The 19,788-nt window shown below is 49.1% G+C and carries 17 protein-coding genes; 9 read left to right on the forward strand and 8 right to left on the reverse strand.

Annotated features, from left to right (window positions below; all coding sequences use genetic code 11):
* Window positions 1–119: 119 nt before the first annotated feature.
* From psbU to IXB28_RS14040, 3 genes are all read right to left on the reverse strand, one after another.
* On the reverse strand, window positions 120–536 hold the full coding sequence (gene psbU / locus IXB28_RS14030; RefSeq protein ID WP_215619228.1) for a photosystem II complex extrinsic protein PsbU: 417 nt from the start codon (window positions 534–536) through the stop codon (window positions 120–122).
* Between the two features lie 148 nt (window positions 537–684).
* Window positions 685–1,668, reverse strand: a complete 984-nt coding sequence (locus IXB28_RS14035; protein ID WP_216863038.1) for an adenylate/guanylate cyclase domain-containing protein — start codon at window positions 1,666–1,668, stop codon at window positions 685–687.
* 413 nt (window positions 1,669–2,081) lie between these two features.
* Window positions 2,082–2,693, reverse strand: a complete 612-nt coding sequence (locus IXB28_RS14040; protein WP_246559802.1) for a DUF3120 domain-containing protein — start codon at window positions 2,691–2,693, stop codon at window positions 2,082–2,084.
* A gap of 593 nt (window positions 2,694–3,286) precedes the next feature.
* Here IXB28_RS14040 and IXB28_RS14045 point away from each other — a divergent pair.
* The 3 genes from IXB28_RS14045 (at window position 3,287) to IXB28_RS14055 (ending at window position 8,028) form a co-directional block, all read left to right on the forward strand.
* Complete coding sequence (locus tag IXB28_RS14045; protein ID WP_215619231.1) at window positions 3,287–4,192, forward strand: undecaprenyl-diphosphate phosphatase; 906 nt, start codon at window positions 3,287–3,289, stop codon at window positions 4,190–4,192.
* A gap of 209 nt (window positions 4,193–4,401) precedes the next feature.
* Window positions 4,402–5,760 (forward strand): TIGR03279 family radical SAM protein, encoded by a 1,359-nt coding sequence (locus IXB28_RS14050; RefSeq protein ID WP_215619232.1) that lies wholly within the window; start codon window positions 4,402–4,404, stop codon window positions 5,758–5,760.
* A 204-nt stretch (window positions 5,761–5,964) separates the two neighbouring features.
* Window positions 5,965–8,028, forward strand: a complete 2,064-nt coding sequence (locus tag IXB28_RS14055) for a TolC family protein (RefSeq protein WP_215619233.1) — start codon at window positions 5,965–5,967, stop codon at window positions 8,026–8,028.
* Between the two features lie 48 nt (window positions 8,029–8,076).
* Here the strand turns inward: IXB28_RS14055 and IXB28_RS14060 are convergent, their stop codons facing one another.
* Window positions 8,077–8,400: a hypothetical protein gene (locus tag IXB28_RS14060; protein WP_215619234.1), complete on the reverse strand. Its 324-nt coding sequence runs from the start codon at window positions 8,398–8,400 to the stop codon at window positions 8,077–8,079.
* 520 nt (window positions 8,401–8,920) lie between these two features.
* On the opposite strand from IXB28_RS14060, the gene IXB28_RS14065 reads away from it, so the two are divergent.
* A complete protein-coding gene (locus tag IXB28_RS14065) occupies window positions 8,921–9,976 on the forward strand; it encodes a D-alanine--D-alanine ligase family protein (protein WP_215619235.1) in 1,056 nt (351 codons plus the stop codon).
* A gap of 83 nt (window positions 9,977–10,059) precedes the next feature.
* Here the strand turns inward: IXB28_RS14065 and IXB28_RS14070 are convergent, their stop codons facing one another.
* Window positions 10,060–10,470: a cytochrome c gene (locus IXB28_RS14070; protein WP_326521050.1), complete on the reverse strand. Its 411-nt coding sequence runs from the start codon at window positions 10,468–10,470 to the stop codon at window positions 10,060–10,062.
* A gap of 339 nt (window positions 10,471–10,809) precedes the next feature.
* Here IXB28_RS14070 and petG point away from each other — a divergent pair, with 339 nt between their 5' ends.
* A complete protein-coding gene (gene petG, locus IXB28_RS14075; RefSeq protein ID WP_006516887.1) occupies window positions 10,810–10,923 on the forward strand; it encodes a cytochrome b6-f complex subunit V in 114 nt (37 codons plus the stop codon).
* An 87-nt stretch (window positions 10,924–11,010) separates the two neighbouring features.
* Here petG and IXB28_RS14080 read toward each other — a convergent pair whose 3' ends face one another.
* Both IXB28_RS14080 and apcB read right to left on the reverse strand, forming a co-directional pair.
* Window positions 11,011–12,261, reverse strand: a complete 1,251-nt coding sequence (locus tag IXB28_RS14080; protein WP_215619236.1) for an FGGY-family carbohydrate kinase — start codon at window positions 12,259–12,261, stop codon at window positions 11,011–11,013.
* 117 nt (window positions 12,262–12,378) lie between these two features.
* Entirely contained in the window at window positions 12,379–12,888 is a 510-nt protein-coding gene (apcB, locus tag IXB28_RS14085) for an allophycocyanin subunit beta (protein ID WP_215619237.1), read from the reverse strand.
* An 862-nt stretch (window positions 12,889–13,750) separates the two neighbouring features.
* Here apcB and glnA point away from each other — a divergent pair.
* The 3 genes from glnA (at window position 13,751) to IXB28_RS14100 (ending at window position 16,582) form a co-directional block, all read left to right on the forward strand.
* Window positions 13,751–15,172: a type I glutamate--ammonia ligase gene (glnA, locus tag IXB28_RS14090; protein ID WP_215619238.1), complete on the forward strand. Its 1,422-nt coding sequence runs from the start codon at window positions 13,751–13,753 to the stop codon at window positions 15,170–15,172.
* Between the two features lie 280 nt (window positions 15,173–15,452).
* The gene (locus tag IXB28_RS14095; RefSeq protein WP_246559791.1) at window positions 15,453–15,659 is read left to right on the forward strand and encodes a hypothetical protein; all 207 of its coding nucleotides are present in this window, start codon (window positions 15,453–15,455) and stop codon (window positions 15,657–15,659) included.
* Between the two features lie 224 nt (window positions 15,660–15,883).
* Window positions 15,884–16,582: a GDSL-type esterase/lipase family protein gene (locus IXB28_RS14100; RefSeq protein WP_215619239.1), complete on the forward strand. Its 699-nt coding sequence runs from the start codon at window positions 15,884–15,886 to the stop codon at window positions 16,580–16,582.
* Between the two features lie 93 nt (window positions 16,583–16,675).
* Here IXB28_RS14100 and IXB28_RS14105 read toward each other — a convergent pair whose 3' ends face one another.
* Window positions 16,676–18,295, reverse strand: a complete 1,620-nt coding sequence (locus IXB28_RS14105; RefSeq protein WP_246559792.1) for an LCP family protein — start codon at window positions 18,293–18,295, stop codon at window positions 16,676–16,678.
* A gap of 405 nt (window positions 18,296–18,700) precedes the next feature.
* Between IXB28_RS14105 and IXB28_RS14110 the strand changes: the two genes are divergently transcribed.
* Window positions 18,701–19,780, forward strand: coding sequence for a mannose-1-phosphate guanylyltransferase (locus IXB28_RS14110; protein WP_215619240.1), 1,080 nt, complete (start codon window positions 18,701–18,703; stop codon window positions 19,778–19,780).
* Window positions 19,781–19,788: the final 8 nt, after the last annotated feature.

The following is a 19,788-nucleotide window of genomic DNA, read 5'->3' on the forward strand; positions in this document are numbered from 1 at the left end:
TGATGGATCCAGACAATACTAAGGAATTGAGACCTTATAATCTTGTCTGCTCGTTACTGTGCGGAAAATAGTCGCTGTAAAATCTATTTCCCGCTGAGGCAAAGTCCGAAGTGAATGGCTTACTTATAAGCACCGTTGTTATAACGGTCATCACCTTCAACCAAAGCCGGGTCCGGGGGGGAAATAGTGAAAATATCCATATTTTCCTGGATACGAGACTTCTCAACGTCGCTTAAGCCAGGAATATTTAGAATGTCCTCTAAGTTTTCGTAGGGAGCATTCCGAATGATTTTGCCAGCAATTGTTGGAAATAAACCCCGATATTTTCTAAACGCCGCAACGTTAGTGTTGTTGACGTCCAGCTTATAGCCGTACTCTGTGGCGAGCTTGTCATCAACGTTATTACGAGGAAGCTTAACTTCAGCCACAAGCATGGCATCGGTATTCAACATGCTTGCAACTGCGGGTTGAGCATCGCTCACCAAAGTACCAAATACTAGTCCAAGCGCCATTAATAGGCCAAAGAATCGTTTCATCTCTCTCCGCCGGATTTATAAAATCGAATACACAGCATTAATGAGAAGCGTATCATTTTCACTGTGCCAATGTTTAGGAATGCTGAGAATCCGTTGCGGACTGTTACTCAATCTTGTCGATTTAGGGGCCGATTTGAGGGCATCAGACCTATTTGACTGTGACTGAGGATTTGCGATCGTAGCTGATTAAAAAGCGATCCAGGTCAGAAAATGTGCAGGCGTAGGTGGTGAGGGGCTTATCGTATCCCTTCAGTAAGGCCGAATAGCGCTTAAACGTTTGCTCATTAGCGCCTAGCTTACTTAAATACTTATAGGTTTCCGCACCCAGGGCGACATCCAACCCCAACTGCTTAGTGGAGCTTTCAAAGCGAAAGGCAGCATTAACCGTGTCCCCGAGAGCCGTATAGTCAGGACGGTCACCAGTTCCCGTATTACCAACGACGGCATAGCCGGTATTTACACCAGCGCCTACCCGCAGTGGAAATGGCAATGGGAACTGCTTGTGGAGTTGCCGTGTCATATCATTCAATGCACTAATGGCACGACTGATTTTCAACATTTCCTCGGCTTCTACCTCTTGAGTGCCGTGAATCCATACGGCCATCACAGCATCGCCAATATATTTATCCACCCAGCTGCCATATTCACCAATGATATTGCCAGCGTGTCGGAACCAAGTACCAATGACTTCGGATAAAACCTTCTCGTCTAGCTGGCGAGTCATCACGGTGAAGTCACGAATATCTACCACCATGACGGATATCAATCTACGCACATGCAAAGTTGCTGTGGCGGTTGATTCATGATCTTTAGAATTCAGTGAATTGCTTGCGTTCGCTGGTTCTGGCGCAGGACAGTAAAACTGGAGCTCAGTCTGACCAAACGTCAGCGCATCTCCATTGCGCAGCGTAACGGGCACGCTCACACGGCGACCATTTACGAACGAACCATTGCGACTGCCCAAATCGATTAAATAAAATTCCCCACTTTCCATAAACTGGAGCATGGCATGGTTACGGGAAATCCATCGGTCTGGCAGAACGAAGTTATTATCGTCACTGCGGCCAATTGTCCAGCAGCTATTGCCGATCAACGAAAGATGACGTTGACCTGAATCTGTCTTGAGGACCAAATAAGGTCCAACTTGCGGAGTCTTTTCAGGGAATAACACTATACCTCGACACTTCGAGCAAGCCTATGACCTATACGTTAACGCTAGTCTTTCTAACAGCACTATAGTCTTTGTGCTTATTTATTGTGCGTTATATTCCACAATACAGTCGCTTTTATACATCTATAGTCAAAACTGTGAACGTTTTCTATATCTTTAATCGCAATTGTTTGTAGCTGCACACTAGACGCATAGGTTGGAATAGTTTTTCTGATTTGTCAATACCCTAGATGGGGGAAGCATATTCCCTGTGGAACGATAATTCTGATGCATTGCTGATCTGGGCGGTGATTTGATCTGGATGCGCCTGATCAATTGCACAATCACCTGCTGGGCTTCATCCCAAATCAGCAACGGCATTTTAGTCGGCCAGATTAAGCGAGGGTTGCTGCTGCTAGAAATAGGGCATCTACCAAGATGGTGCTCAGCACGGCGCCTGCAAATGCCCAACTATGGGTATGTTGCTCTTTCATGGCAAAGCTCCCCATGAGCATCAAAATAGTGAGCAAAACCATGGCCCTGATAGCGGCAATGGGATTTTGAATCTCTAAGAGGGCGTTATGGAGAACTGGGCCGACAGCGGCAGGCTCTACCTGCATGGCTTGTTTCCAGTAGGGAAGAAGATTGACCCAATAAAAATATAGGTCTGTAATTGCGGTGCCGAGCAATGAGCCTAAATAGAAGTAACTGCCCACCATTAAGCGTTTTTGGCTGATGAGAATCAAGACGATGGGTAATCCAATGGCCTCAATCGGTAAATGGATATAGGGATTCTCACGTAGCCAGCCCCAGTAAATACTACCTGCGAGCCATGTCCACGAAAAGCCTATGGCCAGGTCTCCCCAGAGTTCTAGCGAACGGTAGCGCAATAGTTGAAAACCACTGACTATCCACAATAGGGTCATTGCCAAACTCACCCATGGCTGCACCCGGACGAGGGGAGCTTGGATGAAGACGGGCACACTAACTAAGAATGCTGCCGCCAGGAAAGCTGGTAAACGCTTAGTTTGGGAGTCGTCAGATTGATTTTGAGAAAGTCCATCAGCTAAGGGAAGCCGATCAGAGATTTGAGTTTGAGGTGACGTATCGGACAGCAATGCTTCCTAACGAATTCAATTGAATTCTGAGAGAGGTTAATTATTGTTAACATAACATGCTAATTGGGTCGCTCAGGAACCGTAGCTTTATAAATGGCGACCTAGATAATATTGCGATGTGTAAATTTTTTGCGGCGTTCGTCGTTCACCCTATTAGTGAATGCTGAATGCCGGAAACGGTAAAAACTGTATGCAGCACCAGTGCTGCTAAAAGCAATTTGCTATGTTTCGATATTGTTTGGCCAATAATGATGTAACGTCAGCAGGCCAATTTAGTTACCAGCGAAAGCTTAGCTAGCATCAATTAATTCTCTGTGAAACTTTAGGTTTTCTTTGGGATGGTTGGTGGGTAAGGCTGAAAATAGAAGTCGATTTCCTGTGGAAGTCCGGATGCGAGTCTAGAGGGTTCGTGTCCTTTAAGGTGGCCTGTATCAGGCCCAATTATGAATAGATTTTATAGTTTGAGCTTTGGAGTATCTTTTATGACCGTGTCCCCATTGTTGGAGCTTGTGGCCCAAGCGCCTGCTAGTCAAGCTGCGCAAATAAATTTATTCCAAGCCATTGTGATTGGTATTGTTCAGGGGCTGACAGAGTTTCTGCCGATTAGTAGTACCGCCCACGTGAAAATTGTGCCAGTGGCCCTAGGTTGGGGAGACCCTGGTGTGGCGTTTACGGCGGTGATTCAGTTGGGTAGTTTAGCCGCTATTTTGTGGTACTTCTGGGATGATTTGACCACGGTATCGAAAAATATGATTAGCGCGACACTTGCAAAGCGCTATCGGTCTACAGATTTTCGTTTAGGTCTTGGGATTATTTTGGGCTCAATCCCAATTGTGTTCTGTGGATTAATCATTAAATTATTTTTTGAAACTCAGTACGAGACGTCGGTGATTCGTAGTACTCAAGCGATCGCAATCACTTCGATTGTGATGGCTATTTTTCTGGGAATTGCGGAGAAAGTCGGCACCCGTAAGCGTAATTTTGAGAAGCTGGACCTGTGGGATGGCATCGGCGTTGGTTTTGGCCAGGCGCTGGCCTTAGTCCCCGGTGTGTCTCGATCTGGTTCTACCCTGACAGCGGGCTTATTTTTAGGTTTAGAGCGAGATACGGCAGCGCGTTTTTCGTTCCTACTCGGTACTCCAGCTATTTTGCTCTCTGGATTAGTGGAGCTCAAAGGCTTGCTAGAAGAAATGTCCATGGTGGGAGACGCTAGCCTGATGCCCCTGATCGGCGGTTTAGTTGCAGCTGTGATTTCTTCTTACCTTGCGATCGCGTGGTTGATCAAATTTCTCCGTCGCAATAGTACGTGGGTATTTGTTTGGTATCGCCTTGCTTTCGGTGTTGCCATTCTTGCCGGGATCGCCACTAACACGATTCAAAACGTTTAGACCCCTCACCCTGCTGCGGGCTTAGCGGTGAACATAGCTTTTTCAAATACAGTGTTGCCAATAAACATATGTAGCCCAGGCTATGTTCGCCCAGACCCTATGCCCATGCATTAGCTTTGCTATGAAGCATCCATAAGCTACAAAAATTGCAATATCCCTGTTTCTCCTCAGCATTAGTATGATGGAGTAATTGTCTAGCGCAAGCATGTATGCGTAGTGGGTCGATTCAGCCAGCCGTCATTACCAGCGTTATCAGTGAATCCATTGCCGAGGAGATTGGTTTTGAGCCAGGCGATCGGCTGGTGTCTATCAACGGTACCCGTCCTCGGGACCTGATAGACTATCGCTTTTTATGCTCGGATGAATGGCTCACCCTCGAGGTCTTAGACACCTCCGGTGATGCACACACCATCGAAATTGAAAAAGATTTTGACGAAGATTTAGGGCTGGAGTTTGAAAGCGCCTTATTCGACGGTTTGATTCAGTGCAACAATCGGTGTCCCTTTTGTTTTATTGATCAGCAACCTCCCGGCAAGCGCGATACCCTCTACCTTAAAGACGATGACTATCGCCTCAGCTTTCTCTATGGCAGCTATCTGACATTAACCAACTTGCCGCCTGCTGAGTGGGAACGCATTGCGCGGCTGCGGTTATCTCCGTTATACGTATCCGTACATGCGACGGAGCCAGACGTGCGGCAGCGGCTCCTGAAAAATCCTCGGGCCGGTCTTCTTTTAGACCATCTGCAATGGTTTCAAGAGCATCGCCTACAGATTCATGCCCAGGTAGTCGTGTGCCCTGGCATTAACGATGGTCCCCATTTAGAACAGACGTTGCGCGATCTAGCTCGATTTCATGTGGGGGATATGCCAGCTGTGGCCTCAGCTGCTGTAGTTCCTGTGGGGTTAACGCGTTTTCGACCCACAGAAGATGAGCTAGTGCCTGTGAATACCTCTAAAGCACAGGAGGTCATTGTGCAGGTGCAACAGCTACAGGCAGAATTTAGGGAAACCCTCGGCTCCACCTTTGCTTGGCTAGCGGACGAATGGTTTTTAATTGCTCGTCAGGCCCTACCTTCTGAGGCCCACTATGAGACGTATCCTCAAATTGGTAATGGGGTCGGGTCGATTCAATTATTTCTCAAGCAGTTTGACCAGGCTGCTAGGGTGCTGCCTGATGCAATCGACAACCCCAAACACTACACCTGGGTCGTGGGTAATGCGGTGGAAAAAGCCTTCGAGCCCATCGTGGATCGACTCAATCAGGTAGAGGGCTTAACGGTAACCATGGCGGCCCTCAATAGTGATTATTGGGGTCAAGAGATTACGGTGACGGGACTACTCACAGGTTACGATATCTTAGAAAAGTTAAAGGACCGCCATCTTGGTGATGCGATTTTGCTGCCTGCTTTAATGCTGAAGCAAAGTAACCATAGCAATCCTGAAAATACTTATTTTCTGGATGACATGACTGTTGCAACACTCATTGATGGTTTACGGTGCCCAGTTGTGCCAGTGGATGGAATTGATGGACTTTTAAAGGAATGTGTCGCTTTAGAGGCCCCCTAGTCGTTGTCGAACTTGTAGGTTTTAGCTAGCTGGCCCGGACATCGTAGATGTGGGTTTGAACAAGAATAGGGAAGCTTGGCGATTGATCACTGGTGGATACTCCAGTTCGCTTGGCTGTCTGGCTTGTGCCCGAATTATTAGTTACTGGCTATATATATTGACGCAAACACTATGGGATACATCAACCAATCATTATTGCTGCGGATGGCTGTGCTTGGAGGCGCGCTATCCTTACTACCATTTCCAGCACTAGCTAAGGCTTTAGCTGAGGACTCAGCCACTAGTAGCGAGTCAGTTACGTCTGCTGCTGTGCAAGTAGCTGCTGTGCCATCGGAAGAGCTGCTGTCGGATGCTGACGTGTCTGCTTCAGACTCCCAGGTGTCTGTCAATGTAGTAACTCCTAATGTACTAGCTCCGGCAGATGTAACCCTGGCATCGCCTAAATTTTCTAAAACATCGCCGACCCACGTTCGGGCTATTTTGCCTGCTGAGGTAAATCAATTAACCCAGCTGCCCCAGGCTTCGGAGGTGAGTCCGCTGGCCCAGTTGCCAGATTTGCCCACAGATGAACCCCCTGAAAACAATCCTGTAGGGGAGGAACCTGTAGGGGAGGAACCTGTACCGAGTGTGGATGCGGTTGAAGAGCCACTGCTGGAGCAGACTGGGGATATTTCTACTGAAGATGCTGTTGATGTAGAGGTTCCATCTAGTGAACCTGAAATCGATGCTACATCTAGTGAGCCTGAAGCCGAGGCTCCATTGGTTGAGCCTGAAACCGAGGCTCCAGAAGTGGCGGCGCCGATTGAAAATCAAGGCATCGTTGAAGGAGAAATTGTTCCGGAAACGGGGCAAGCACCGTCTACGGCTGAGGAAGATTTGTTGGATCAGACAGACTTGCCCCCGACGGAGTTATTAGCGGATCCCAATCCGTTGACGGTTCCGACATTGGAATCGGAAGTAAAGCTAGTAGAAGGTGCAGAGCAAACGGTTTCTTTAGAAGAAGCTCTGGAGCTGGCTTATTTTAATAATCAAGATTTGCAGGTAGCCTTGCTGCAGTTGGAGCAGGCCGAAGCGTCTTTAGATCAGGCTGAGGCTGCATTTTCTCCTTCTGCATTCGTCCAAGGTAGTTTAACCAGAACGACTACCCCAGGCCCGTTTGGTGAGGACAATGGCTTGGGTACCGAAACCGATACTCAGCTAAATATCAATCCATTGCGGGCTGAGTACGACATCTTTACGTCGGGCCAGCGGAAAGCGACTGTTCGTGCTGCCGAGGAGCAAGTGCGCTTACAGGAACTGGAGGTCACCCGTCGCCGCGAGGAGTTAAGGCTGCAGACTACAACCCTTTACTACGACTTGCAAGAGAGCGGTGAGCAAATTCGGATTAACCAGTCATTTGTAGAAGAAGCCCAACGGAACCAGAGGGATAATGAGCTGCGGCGTCAGGCTGGTGTGGGAACCCGCTTCGATGTGTTGCGGGCCGATGTGCAGTTGGCTAATGCTCAGCAAAACTTGATTCAATCGAGATCTCAGCAGCAAATTGCCCGACGTAACCTGGCTCGGTTGTTGAATGTGCCGTCGACGGTAAACCTGAAGGCCACCTTAGTGCCGGCCCCCGATAACTGGGAAACGACCTATGAACGTTGGAGCCTGACCCTAGAGGATAGTATTTTGTTGGCGTTCCAAAGTCGTGTGGAGCTAGAGCAGCAGTTGGCTCAACGGGAAATTGGGCTACAGCAAGCGCGGGCGGCGCGGGCGGCCAATGGTCCACAGTTGACCGTATTTGCTCAATATAGTGGAGAGGATGTGCTGGGTAGTACCCGTGATGGCCTAGGCGCTCCAAACGAAGGATTTGATTTCTTCGATACGGATCGTTATCAGCTTGGTCTTCAGTTTAGTATGGTGCTCACCGATGGTGGTGCAGCGCGGGCGCAGGCTCGGCAACAGGAGGCGAATGCTGCGATTGCCGAGGAACGCTTTTCTGAACAGCTTGATCAGATTCGTTTTGATGTGGAACAGGCCTATTTTACGCTCCGTGCCAACGAGGAAAATGTACGTACGGCACGCACCGCCATTGAGCAAGCGGAAACAGCCCTGGAGTTGGCTAATCTGCGTCTCGATGCGGGTGTGGGTACACAGCTAGATGTGTTGACGGCACAGTCTGAGTTAACCCAGGCGGAGGGTAACTGGGTCAGTGCCGCGTTGGGATACAATCGGGCGCTGGCGTCGCTGCAGCGGGCTGTGAGTAATTTGCGGGCCACATCTTAGCCCTGGACAGACCCATAGTTTTATGGGCTCTTGCTAGCTGAAGCAGGATCACTGGAGCGATCGCACCATGGACAAATGGGAGTCAGTTTGAGCAGCTGTTTCACAAAGCCGTTCGATCACTTGTTCTGCCGTGATCAAACGCTTGAGGACTACCTGGCCGATGCTGTTACTGGCGCTTCCCTCGGGAAGTACCTCCACCATGAGGACAGTATCTTCAACCTGGTACAGCCACAGTTTTTCGGTGGTTTCTTCGATATAGAGGTTTAGCTTATTCATTGTGGGTTTGCGCTGCCAGGCAATTTCATTCCATAGGCCGCCAAACTCCCACACTCTGCCGGTTGTCCACCCGTCGGACAAGAAAAAATACTTCACAGATTTTGGGTCAGCTCAGAAGGTCACTGGCATTATCTCTGGTGATGTTCTTTTTTTCACGCTGTCTGGTGAATCTTGATGGTTTTTTTGAGCTTGCAGGCCAAATCGCTTGAACTCAATGAGATTTTTAGTTCTGTCCGGAAGTTAGGCCTATGGTCATGGACAGTTAGCTGGTAGATGCACCCTGATGTCTGACTCCTGGGCTCCTTTGGAGCTTAGGAGTTTTTTTTGTTCATTTTTGGCAGTGGTGTGCAATGTGCTGCGATGAGAATTCTAGTTCTGTCCGGAAGTCAGATGAAATGTCATGGACAGTTAGCTGGTAGATGCACCCTGATGTCTGACTCCTGGGCTCCTTTGGAGCTTAGGAGTTTTTTTTGCCCATTTTTGGGAGGGCACCATGGAGGGGCTTTTTATGGTGGGCCATATGGCGGCTTTCGAGCCTGGGGTTGGGGCTGGGCGATTGGGGCTGTGATAGGCTAACCCCTTAATATCTTTGTGGAGTATTAGAGGGGCCAAATCAATGGCAAAGGTGCGTGTAGGCTTATTGTTTGGTGGATGTTCTGGAGAGCATGAGGTATCTATTTTCTCAGCTCAGGCCATCGCTCGAGGTTTGGCGAGTGGTGCAGACAAGTATGATGTGGTTCCTGTTTACATCCGCAAAGACGGGGTATGGGTCGTGGATGCCCATGGGGTGCTCACGGCTGGTAAACCTTTAGCTGTCGGAGAGGGGGCCGTCTCTCCCATGGACCGTATCCCAGCATCAATTCCAGAGATTGATATTTGGTTTCCTGTGCTCCATGGTCCTAACGGCGAAGATGGCACTATTCAAGGCTTGTTAGAACTGATGCAGATGCCCTACGTGGGCTGCGGGGTGTTGGCTTCGGCGGTTGGGATGGATAAGCTGGCGATGAAGTCTGCATTTGCCCAGGTGGGCTTACCCCAGGTGAAGTATATGGAAGTTTTGCGATCGCAAGTCTATTCCAATCCCTGTGTATTTCCCAAACTCTGTGACGATATTGAAACCACCTTGGGATATCCCTGTTTTGTAAAGCCAGCTAATTTGGGATCCTCCGTGGGCATTGCCAAAGCTAAGGATCGCCAAGAGCTAGAAGCCGCCCTCGACAGTGCCGCCAGCTACGATCGCCGCATTATTGTGGAAGCGGGTGTTGTTGCCCGTGAAGTAGAGTGCGCCATTCTCGGTAATGACAATCCAAAAGCGTCTGTGATTGGTGAAATTAGTTTCGATGCTGATTTCTATGACTATGAAACCAAATACACCAGTGGTCAGGCCGAACTCGCTATTCCTGCCAAGTTACCCCCTGACGTTGTTAACACTATTCAAGAACAGGCGATTCAAGCTTTTCAAGCGATTGATGGTGCTGGTTTGTCGCGGGTAGATTTTTTCTATATTGAAGCCACCGGTGAAGTGTTAATTAATGAAATTAATACCTTTCCAGGATTTACCGCAACTAGCATGTACCCGATGCTTTGGCAGGCCACAGGTGTGGAATTTGAGCAGCTGATTGATCGGTTGATTCAGCTAGGTATGGAGCGTACGGCCAATACATCTAGCTAACGGCAACATCTAGCTCAAAAAACAATCCCCCGCATGTCAGCTGGACATGCGGGGGATCGCCATATATGGGATTCAAGCTATACCTATAGGCTATTCAAAAATTCAAGCAAATCAGCCATATCTTGAGTATTGGGCTGAAACTGAGGCATGGGTGGAGTTTTTCCGCTAGTGACCTGTTTTATCAGGGCTATCTGAGATTTTCGCTCCGAAACATGCTGTAGATCTGGACCAACCTCGCCAGTGCCCTTAAGGCCATGGCATGTGGCACAGTTTTGCCAAAATAACTGCTGGCCCCGCTCCAGACGACCGTTGGATGTCAGTACATCGTGAACGTAGGGATCTGACACCTGGACCTTGTGGATGCCCCAAACAACAAGGAGGACACAAACCAAAATAATAGTTGCGGCCAGAACAAATTGAACAATCAGCCGATTAGTCTGGCTGTCTGGAGGTGATGGATTAAGACTAGGACTATCGATTGCGTTCTGGGTCACAGGAATACGTAACAGTTGTTCATTACGCGTAATGATACATACTTTAAAGTTTTCTGAGGATACAGTGCAACCTATTTCGCCTTGAAAATAGCTTTGAAATCTGTAGCTTTCATTAAGCTAGCCGTGAAAAAGCTTCTGCCATAAGGCTTTGACTCGGCTTCAGGAATATTACTGGATGGTCTGTGTAATGTCCTTGAGTTGCCCAATGTGGATCAGGGGGTGTTATCCCAGGGGGCTAGGATCAATTAAAGGAATGGCCTAATATAAAAGTAGACAAAGTAATGTGTAGCTGGCATTGCTTTTGCGAGCTTTATAAATAAGTCATTGAGGAAACGCGGCGTGATTGAACCTTTATTGCTAGGGATTGTTTTGGGCCTAATTCCGGTTACACTTGCCGGTCTATTTGTAGCGGCTTACATGCAGTATCGCCGTGGCGATCAGCTCAACTTCTAACGTTTTCAACGATTGGGATATGTTGAGAATTTTTAGAGACCAGCATTTCGTGAGAGATGCTGGTTTTTATTATGGATAGGTCTGGGGCTATTGGGGGTTGCTGCCGACTAAGCCTGCCGCTAGCCGGGCTGTGCCGTAGGCTGCTTCAGTATGTAGGGCAGCGCCCATGGGAATACCCAAGATATTGTGGCGTATGGTTTGCCACACTTGGTTTTGGGCTCCCCCCCCTGCTGTATACAGCCTGTGTACAGCGCCGCTGCCAAGGTCCATCAGTTTTTGGTAGCCCATGGCTTCAATGTGGGCCATGCTCTCCAGTAGCCCATGGAGAAATTCAACGGAGTTTTCAGGTCTTGGGGTCATCCGGGGCGATAGCTCAGCGTCGTTGATGGGGAATCTTTCCCCTGGGGTTAAAAGGGGATAGTAGTCTAGATGGCTGGGTTGAGCTGGGTCGATCCGCTGGCTGAGGCTGTGTAACTCATCACTGCTGAAAAAATAGCTGAGCACAGCGCCGCCAGTGTTGGATGCGCCCCCTACAAGCCACTGGTTACCCAGGCGATGGCTATAAATGCCGCTTTTGGCGTCGTTGATAGGGACTGAACTTAGGAGCTTGAGGACCAGGGTGGACCCTAGGGAGGTGACGGCTTCCCCAGTGGCGCTAGCGCCACTGGCTAGGAACGCGGCAATGCTGTCGGTGGTGCCAGTTTTAATGATGCATTGGTTGGGGATGGCAAATTTTTGTGCGATCGCAGGTTGAATCGGTGCTATTTCGGTGCCCGGTGCGATTACCGCCGGTAGCCACGGGGCAATGTCTAACGCTGCTAGCCATTGGGGATAGGCCAGTGCCTGGGGGTCGTAGCCTAGTTTGAGGGCATTGTTATAGTCACTAATGCCCGGTTTGCCATGGAGCAGGCTGCTCAACCAGTCGGCTTGATGGACCAAATAGTGGGCTTGGTGCAGCCGATGGTCCGGTAGATGGGTGTGCCACCACAGGGCTTTGGCTAGGCTGGATGTGGCACTGTGGGCTGGGCTATCTACAGGTGCCACGGTGGGTGCGCCCCCACGGGAATCGTTGTAGAGCAAAGGCTCAGTGATCGGGGCATTGTTGCGATCGCAGAGCAAAACCGTAGCTGAAGTTCCGTCAATGGCAATCGCTTGTAGCCTTTGGCGAATGGTCTGCGGTATCTGGTCGAGTAATGCCCATAGGGTGTGCTCCCAGTCCTGGGCGCTAGCGTTGTTAGACGCATAGGCACAGCGGCATTCTGCCAGGACTGAACCCTGGGGTTCAATTGCGATCGCTCTCGCTCCAGACGTACCAAAATCAATGCCTAAATAAGCCATGGGATATTAAGACCAAAGAATTTATCGTTGCTGATATCGCTAAAAGGGCAAAAAAAAATGGAGAGCTCCGCTGAGCCCCCCATTCCAAGCTATTCAATTCAAGTCCTTAGATATTAACTAAACGCTGACTTCACCCAGCTCACGGGCAAGGTGGTCAAAGGGAACGTCTACAAAAGACGCATCATCAATGCCTTGGGCCATCAGCTGCTCTTTTAGCACGTCCTTCATAATCTGAATACCAATGACAGTGGGGCCGACAGGTACTTCCAAAGAGTTGTAGGTCTCACGCAAACCATTGAGAACTCGCTCTGTCAGCACATCACAGTTGCCCGCTACCAAGGCATAGCTGCTATAGCGCAGGTAGTAATCTAAATCCCGTAGACACGCGGCATAGCGACGTGTGGTGTAAGAGTTGCCGCCTGGACGCAGTAACTCAGGAATGCGCTCATAAAGCTCGGTAGCTGTAGCCTTCACAAGGCCAGACGCGTTAGCACTGATATAAGCCGCCGCTTTAACCCGGTCGGTACCACTACCGAAATAAGCCTTCAAAGAATCAATGGCGTCGCGGTCGAGATAACGACCTGTGATGTCATAGGTGCTAATTAAACCCGTCACCGTATCCCGCATGAAATCTTTCTCCCAGTGCGACTAATGTGCGACTCAACAAACAAATAGAAATTTATAACCAAGCTAGGGGGAAAGTTCCCATACAATCCGTGACCGACCATGGGTAGGTCACAAATATGAGAACAAGCGCAAGAGCGATCCTAATGCCTGTCTGGCATCCATCCATAGTATTTTGCGATTGCCTTTGAAGCTTGAAACCCGTTCAGTGACAACGCTTACCAATACCCTGATGCCAAAATTTAGTCTACCACGGTGGATTAAACAGCAGGCAACGCTCTAGAAAGAGAGCCGAATTGGTGCGGTTTTTTTAACAATCCGTAATCTTTTGCAATGATCTTCCATGCTTGCAGGGAGTCTTCTGGCAGTGCAGTTATCTATTGCCCAAGGCCGATGCTCAGTGTGAACAAGTTTGGCCCCATGCCAGGTGCCCTATGTCGATTTTGCATAGGATTGCTAGAGAAAACCTGAATTTGTAACAAGAGATACAATTCCCAGGTATTCGTATTCCATAGGATTATCCAAGCTTTGCCCCCAGCAAACGCCACTGCTTTTAAAGCATGGCTGAGCTGTTAATTAAGTACTACGGTATTGCCCACCGTCGGATTTAAGGGTCCTAAGTTAAAGTGAGTGCTCGCTCTGCACATTTGTTTGTGTATGGAGCAAGTTTGCTAAACATGCATTTTCCTGTTGCAAAATCTAGAAACTTTCTAACAGGCAGTACATTTTAGTCTGACTCATTGTTTAATCTTTTGGCCGTTAAATAATGTTGGCCTGTCCGTACTGCAAAGCCTACATTGTCTCAAATATATTGCAGGCAATATGTTGAAGACGGCTCTAGTGAATGCATAGAAAGGAGTAATTCATGGCTCAGACTGCCGCAGAAGTTTTGCAGATGATCAAAGATCAAGACATTCAAATGATTGATCTTAAGTTCATCGATTTGCCTGGTATATGGCAACACCTCACGGTGCATCGTAGCCAGATTGATGAGAGTAGCTTTACCGACGGTGTGGCATTTGATGGCTCCAGTATTCGGGGCTGGAAAGCCATTAACGAGTCGGACATGTCCATGGTGCCCGATCCAGCTACAGCTTGGATCGATCCTTTTATGAAGGAGCCCACCTTGAGCCTCGTTTGCTCCATTAAAGAGCCCCGTACCGGTGAATGGTACGAGCGTTGCCCCCGTGTGATTGCTCAAAAAGCTTTAGATTATTTGAAGTCTAGCGGTATCGGCGATACGGCTTATTTTGGTCCCGAAGCTGAGTTTTTCATCTTTGATGATGTTCGCTACGATTCTACGTCTAACTCCAGCTACTACTACGTAGATAGCGTGGAAGGCCGTTGGAACACTGGCCGCGAAGAAGAAGGTGGCAACCTGGGGTATAAGCCCAACTATAAAGGCGGTTATTTCCCCGTAGCGCCCACTGACACATCCCAGGATATGCGAACTGAGATGCTGTTGACTATGGCAGACTGTGGTGTGCCCATTGAGAAGCATCACCATGAAGTAGCAACCGGTGGTCAGTGTGAGCTGGGCTTTAAGTTCGGTGAGATGATCGAAGCTGCTGACTGGTTGATGACGTATAAGTACTGCATCAAGAACGTGGCTAAGAAGTACGGCAAGACCGTTACCTTTATGCCTAAGCCTCTGTTTGAGGATAATGGTTCTGGTATGCACACCCACCAGTCTATTTGGAAGGGTGGCGACACTCTGATGGCGGGTGAGCGCTATGCAGGATTGAGTGACCTGGCCACTTACTACATTGGCGGCATCCTCAAGCATGCCCCCGCTCTGTTGGCCTTTACAAACCCCAGTACTAACTCCTACAAGCGTCTGGTACCTGGTTTTGAGGCTCCTGTGAACCTGGTTTACTCCAACGGTAACCGTTCTGCGGCGGTGCGGATTCCCCTATCTGGTGACAATCCCAAGGCTAAGCGCCTTGAGTTTCGTTGTCCTGATCCCACTGCTAATCCTTATCTGGCGTTTGCGGCAATGCTGTGTGCCGGTATTGATGGCATCAAGAACAAGATTGAGCCGCCTGCGCCTATTGACCAGGATATTTATGAACTTAGCCCCGAAGAGCTGGCTAAGATTGCGTCTACTCCTGGCTCTCTGAAGGAAGCATTATCTGCTTTAGAAAGCGACCATGAGTTCTTGACGACTGGTGGTGTCTTCACTGAAGACTTCATTCAGAACTGGATTTCCTACAAGCTCGATACCGAGGTGATCCCCATGGATATCCGTCCCCATCCCTATGAGCTAGCGCTCTACTACGATTGCTAATTTGTGGGTGAATTTTGAATAATTGGCCATTTTGGTCTAGCGCCAGCCTTCGGGCTGGCGTTTTTTGTTAGCAGTGACAATGGCTGGGGAGGTCAAGTCTGGGGAGAGGGGGCTGCTCTGATGGCAGGGGCGCTTCGGTTGCAATGGCAGGGGAATGGCTGCCACCTGTTTACAAAATTAAACCCAAAAAGTATCTATTTATACTGAATTTATGTCTACACTGTTAATGAAGCGATGATGACACTAATTAGTGTTGTGATTTTATTTCCGTAGGAGGTCTATGGATATGTCTGTACAAGAATCTGCTCGACTTCGGGCGGCGTTTAATCGCCATGCTGTAACCAATCGCCAGCGTTCTTTGCTCAGTCGAGCGGCTGTTGGTGTTGGGATGCCCATGGATGTGATTGGTGCTGGTAGCCGCGTACAGGGGAAGCCGAGGTACGACGTTCAGCATGCCTATGGTCGGAGTAATGCTGCTATGAGTTAACGGCTGTATCAATTGGTTTTGAATAGTGAATAATGTTAGCCCGAGGTGCGATCGCACCTCGGGTTTTGCTATAAGAAGGGGCCTGATTTTCGATAGGCAGTATGAAGAATTGAAAATGAGTTGTGCAAAATGTTAATTTGCAGGAGACTCAAGGTTAAGAAATTTGTCATTCCATCTAGCGTCTGCTTTTTCATTGCTCCGCTAATTCCATTCAAGGTTTTTCTATGGCTGCCCTTGCTAATCGTGCTGCCGCGTCTGTCAGTGGTCCCGCCCAAGCAACCCATCCTAAAAAAGTTGTGATTGTGGGCGATAGTCTCGTCTATGGCTATGGCGATACCGAAGGGGGTGGATGGGTCGAACGTCTTCGCCGTCAGTGGATGGATCCCTCGCAGCCAGGGCCCATAATTTACAACCTGGGGGTGCGGGGGGATGGTGTGCAACGGGTTGCCGGTAGATTGGAGCGTGAGTTTAAGCTCCGAGGTGAACTGCGGCGTCAAGTGCCTGATTTACTAGTCCTGTCTGTGGGGCTGAATGACAGTGCGCGGCTAGGAAAAGCCAACGGTCGCCCCATGACTGATGAGGTCACGTTTACCCAAGAGCTGCACACTTTGCTCGACCAGGCAAAGGGCCTGTGCCCTGTCTTTTTTGTCGGCATGGTGCCCGTGAATGAAGCGGCCATGCCCTATGCCAATATCTTGCATTTTTCCAATGCCGATCAGGTGCGCTACAACCAAATGACTCGCCTTGCCTGTGAAGGGCGACACATTCCATATCTGGATCTCTTCCAGAGATGGCGTTCCCAGGGAGACGATTGGTGTCAGGCTCGGCTAAGCACCGATGGTCTGCATCCTAATGTTTTGGGATATCGCACTCTCATGGCCGATGTGATGGCCTGGGAGCCATTGATGGACGCCCTGGGCTAGAACAGTATTATTCCTACTGTGCTGGTGTTGCTGCTAGCAACACCCAGGCCATAGCTAATATTATTGTGATGCCAAGGGATGACAGCATGGTGGCTAGAATGGATAGCTGCTCTGGCTATAGTCCGTTTCGTTTGATGTTGAGTCCGCTTCATATCTAGGGCCGGTCTCGAAAGAGGACTCGGCTTCATATCTAGAATCGGTCTCAAACGAAGATTCGGTTTCATATCTAGGGTCGGATTCAAACCTAGGGTCATTACCAAACCTAGAATCCGATTCAAACCTAGAATCCGATTCATATCTAGGGGCAGTTTCAAACCTAGAATCGGATTCAAACCTAGGGTCTGATTCAAACGTTGCTTCGGTGTCAAACGTTGACTCAGTTTCAAATCTCGAGGCGTCTGATGTGGATGATGACTGAAATAGTTGGTCTGTCCAATCATCACCAACGCGGATAGTAATATCTGAATCCACATCACCCGTGGAGTCTGCGACGACTCTACCAACGCCCAGTACAGCTTCTAAAAACTCGGCTCTACTAATATCTCCTCGTTGGGCGATGACTGTGGTCTGGTGATTAAAATCAGGCCAGTCATCGATTAGATAGACATTGCGAAAGCCTTCTGTGCGCAGGTGATCAACCACCAACTGGGCCATATAGGGGTCCCTAGATGCATTTTGGACGGCTATATCTAGGCGACTGACGGAACGACGGGGACGATCTGCGGCGAGTAAGGTTGGGGCCGGTTCTGTGTCAAAGAAGCGCTGCATTACTTCATTGGCACTATTTTTGTCTGCAATCCAATAGCTGGCCTTATATTCTTCAGGATCGCTGAAATTGCCTGGCAGCATAACCATGTTCAGGGCTTCTCGGTCGAGCTGTAGACCAAAGCCAGCCAGGGCTAGAATTTCTTCCGTCGATAGATTGGTGTCGATGTGGGTTTGCAGGATGCGCACAATTTGTGGCACTTGGGCAATCACGGTGGGGTTCAGCATGCGATCGCGCAAAGCTTTCAGCAACACCTGCTGTCGCTGTACGCGGCCAATATCACCCAAATTATCTTGACGAAAACGGGCAAACTGCTCAGCTTCTTCGCCACTTAAGGTTTGCCAACCCGGCTCTAAATCGATGACGAGGCCTTGGGTTTTGTCCTCGTATTGCATTGCTTTGGGGACAAGCACTTCCACCCCGCCGATTAAATCGACAATTTCACGAAATGCAGCTGTACTGACCCGAATATATCGGTCAATTTCTACTTCATTAAAGTTGTAGCTAACGGTTTGAGCGGCGAGTTCAGCGCCCCCTTCCACATTGGCTTGGTTGATTTTGTCGATGCCATACCCTGGGATTTCCACCCGTGTATCCCGTGGAATCGACATCACATTAATGGATTCCGTATCAGGATTGATTCGCGCTAGGAGCATTGTGTCGGTACGCCCCACTAAATCCGTGGGGGCTGCCCCTTCGATATCGGTGGCTTCATCCAAACCCATGATCAAAAGGTTGACGGGTCGAGAAACCTGATAGCGAAAGCCTGATTGCCAAAGGTCGCTCAATGGTGGATTGGCGGTCGCTTCTCCCATGCCCTTGGGCAAAGGTACTGTCAAGATGAAGGCGGCACCAGCTGCGGCTGAAACCACTGCGGTTGTGCCGAAAATGCCAGCCCAGGCAAGAACTCGAACGATATTGCCTAGTAGGGAAGGGCGCTTTGGCATAGTGCTCGTGGCAGTAGAGTTTGCCTTAAGGAATAAACGAGGGATCATGGAGCTTTTTTAAAGGGCCTGTTTGGGGTTTACCCAACTAGGCCAAGTTTTATGGTGATACCCACAGTCAACATACGTACCTATAGATGCAGGTCAGAATGTGAACTGATTTAAATCGGGTGTTTGGGTGGTGGGGTATGGGAGGTGGTCAATATATAGACATGCTAGAACCGCAATTAAGTTTTTCCAACAGGGGAATTTTCTAGCTGTTTTGATATGTTCTACACATAGGTAATAAGTTAACCAATATTAAGCTGCATCTATGGCCTAAGGGTTGCGGAGTAGCTAATATTGCTCAGGACTACCGTATAGAGACCCCTAATTTTAACGTTGTAATTTAACTTCATTAAGTAAACAATGACACAGACTATCAATCAAACTCCTAAATTAGTGCCAATTATTTTAGCGGGAGGGAAGGGAGAGCGCTTTTGGCCAGTGAGTCGCCTGAAGCATCCTAAGCAGTTTTTGTGTCTAGATGGTAGTGGCCGCAGTTTAATGCAGTCCACGGCCGATCGTTTGTTGCCGTTGGCAGGGGGCTGGGATTCTATTTGGGTAATTACGGCGTCTCATTTGGCAGATGGCGTGAAAGATCAGTTGCCTGAATTGCCCGATGAAAATATTTTGGTGGAGCCCCAGGGTCGCGATACGGCTCCTGCTGTGGCTTGGGCCACCTTAGAAGTGGCAAAACGTCATGGGGATGATGCGATCGCATGTTTCTTCCCCGCCGATCACTACATCACTGATGAGCCTAAGTTTCGGGCCACTATCCTCGCTGCCGCTGAGCTAGCCCAAAGCCAGGGGGCTATTGCCACCCTCGGGATTCAACCCACATTCCCCTCCACGGGCTATGGCTACATTGAGCAGGGCGATGACGCTGGTCAATATGGCGAGCTAGCCGCTTATCGAGTGAGCCGCTTTACCGAAAAGCCCGAACGCAGCGTGGCCGAAGAGTTCCTAGCCAGCGGTCGCTACAGCTGGAACAGCGGCATGTTTATTTTCCCCGCTGGTTTGATGATTGACGAACTCAAGACCTATGCGCCTGAGTTGATGGGCCCCCTGCTGAGCAAAGGTGTGGATGCCTATGCCGAGCTAGAAAAGCTCAGCATTGACTACGCGGTGATGGAAAAAACCCAGAAAGCCTATGTGATGCCCGCTAACTTTGGCTGGGACGACCTAGGAGACTGGAACGCCATCGAGCGTTTGATGAAAGGCGACAAGGCTAATGTGGACATGTGTGAGCACCAGGCCCACGACACGAATGGCTGTATTGTTTACTCTTCGAATGAAGAGGAAGTGGTGGTCACCATCGGTCTAGAAGATGTGGTCGTGGTTCGCGATGGTGATGCCACCCTGATTGTGAAAAAAGACCGTACCCAGGAAATCAAGAAAGCGGTCAAAGCCCTAGGCAAAGAAGATAAGTTTTTACATCTTCTGTAATCCTGTGG

Source organism: Leptothoe kymatousa TAU-MAC 1615, from assembly GCF_018739865.1.
Taxonomy (GTDB): domain Bacteria; phylum Cyanobacteriota; class Cyanobacteriia; order Phormidesmidales; family Phormidesmidaceae; genus Leptothoe; species Leptothoe kymatousa.

What these genes read in the sequence shown, in the direction of transcription:
- psbU (WP_215619228.1), bottom strand. Translation starts at nt 536, where the DNA reads ATGAAACGATTCTTTGGCCTATTAATGGCGCTTGGACTAGTATTTGGT.
- IXB28_RS14045 (WP_215619231.1), top strand. Translation starts at nt 3,287, where the DNA reads ATGACCGTGTCCCCATTGTTGGAGCTTGTGGCCCAAGCGCCTGCTAGT.
- IXB28_RS14050 (WP_215619232.1), top strand. Translation starts at nt 4,402, where the DNA reads ATGCGTAGTGGGTCGATTCAGCCAGCCGTCATTACCAGCGTTATCAGT.
- IXB28_RS14055 (WP_215619233.1), top strand. Translation starts at nt 5,965, where the DNA reads ATGGCTGTGCTTGGAGGCGCGCTATCCTTACTACCATTTCCAGCACTA.
- IXB28_RS14065 (WP_215619235.1), top strand. Translation starts at nt 8,921, where the DNA reads ATGGCAAAGGTGCGTGTAGGCTTATTGTTTGGTGGATGTTCTGGAGAG.
- IXB28_RS14080 (WP_215619236.1), bottom strand. Translation starts at nt 12,261, where the DNA reads ATGGCTTATTTAGGCATTGATTTTGGTACGTCTGGAGCGAGAGCGATC.
- apcB (WP_215619237.1), bottom strand. Translation starts at nt 12,888, where the DNA reads ATGCGGGATACGGTGACGGGTTTAATTAGCACCTATGACATCACAGGT.
- glnA (WP_215619238.1), top strand. Translation starts at nt 13,751, where the DNA reads ATGGCTCAGACTGCCGCAGAAGTTTTGCAGATGATCAAAGATCAAGAC.
- IXB28_RS14095 (WP_246559791.1), top strand. Translation starts at nt 15,453, where the DNA reads ATGGATATGTCTGTACAAGAATCTGCTCGACTTCGGGCGGCGTTTAAT.
- IXB28_RS14100 (WP_215619239.1), top strand. Translation starts at nt 15,884, where the DNA reads ATGGCTGCCCTTGCTAATCGTGCTGCCGCGTCTGTCAGTGGTCCCGCC.
- IXB28_RS14105 (WP_246559792.1), bottom strand. Translation starts at nt 18,295, where the DNA reads ATGCCAAAGCGCCCTTCCCTACTAGGCAATATCGTTCGAGTTCTTGCC.
- IXB28_RS14110 (WP_215619240.1), top strand. Translation starts at nt 18,701, where the DNA reads ATGACACAGACTATCAATCAAACTCCTAAATTAGTGCCAATTATTTTA.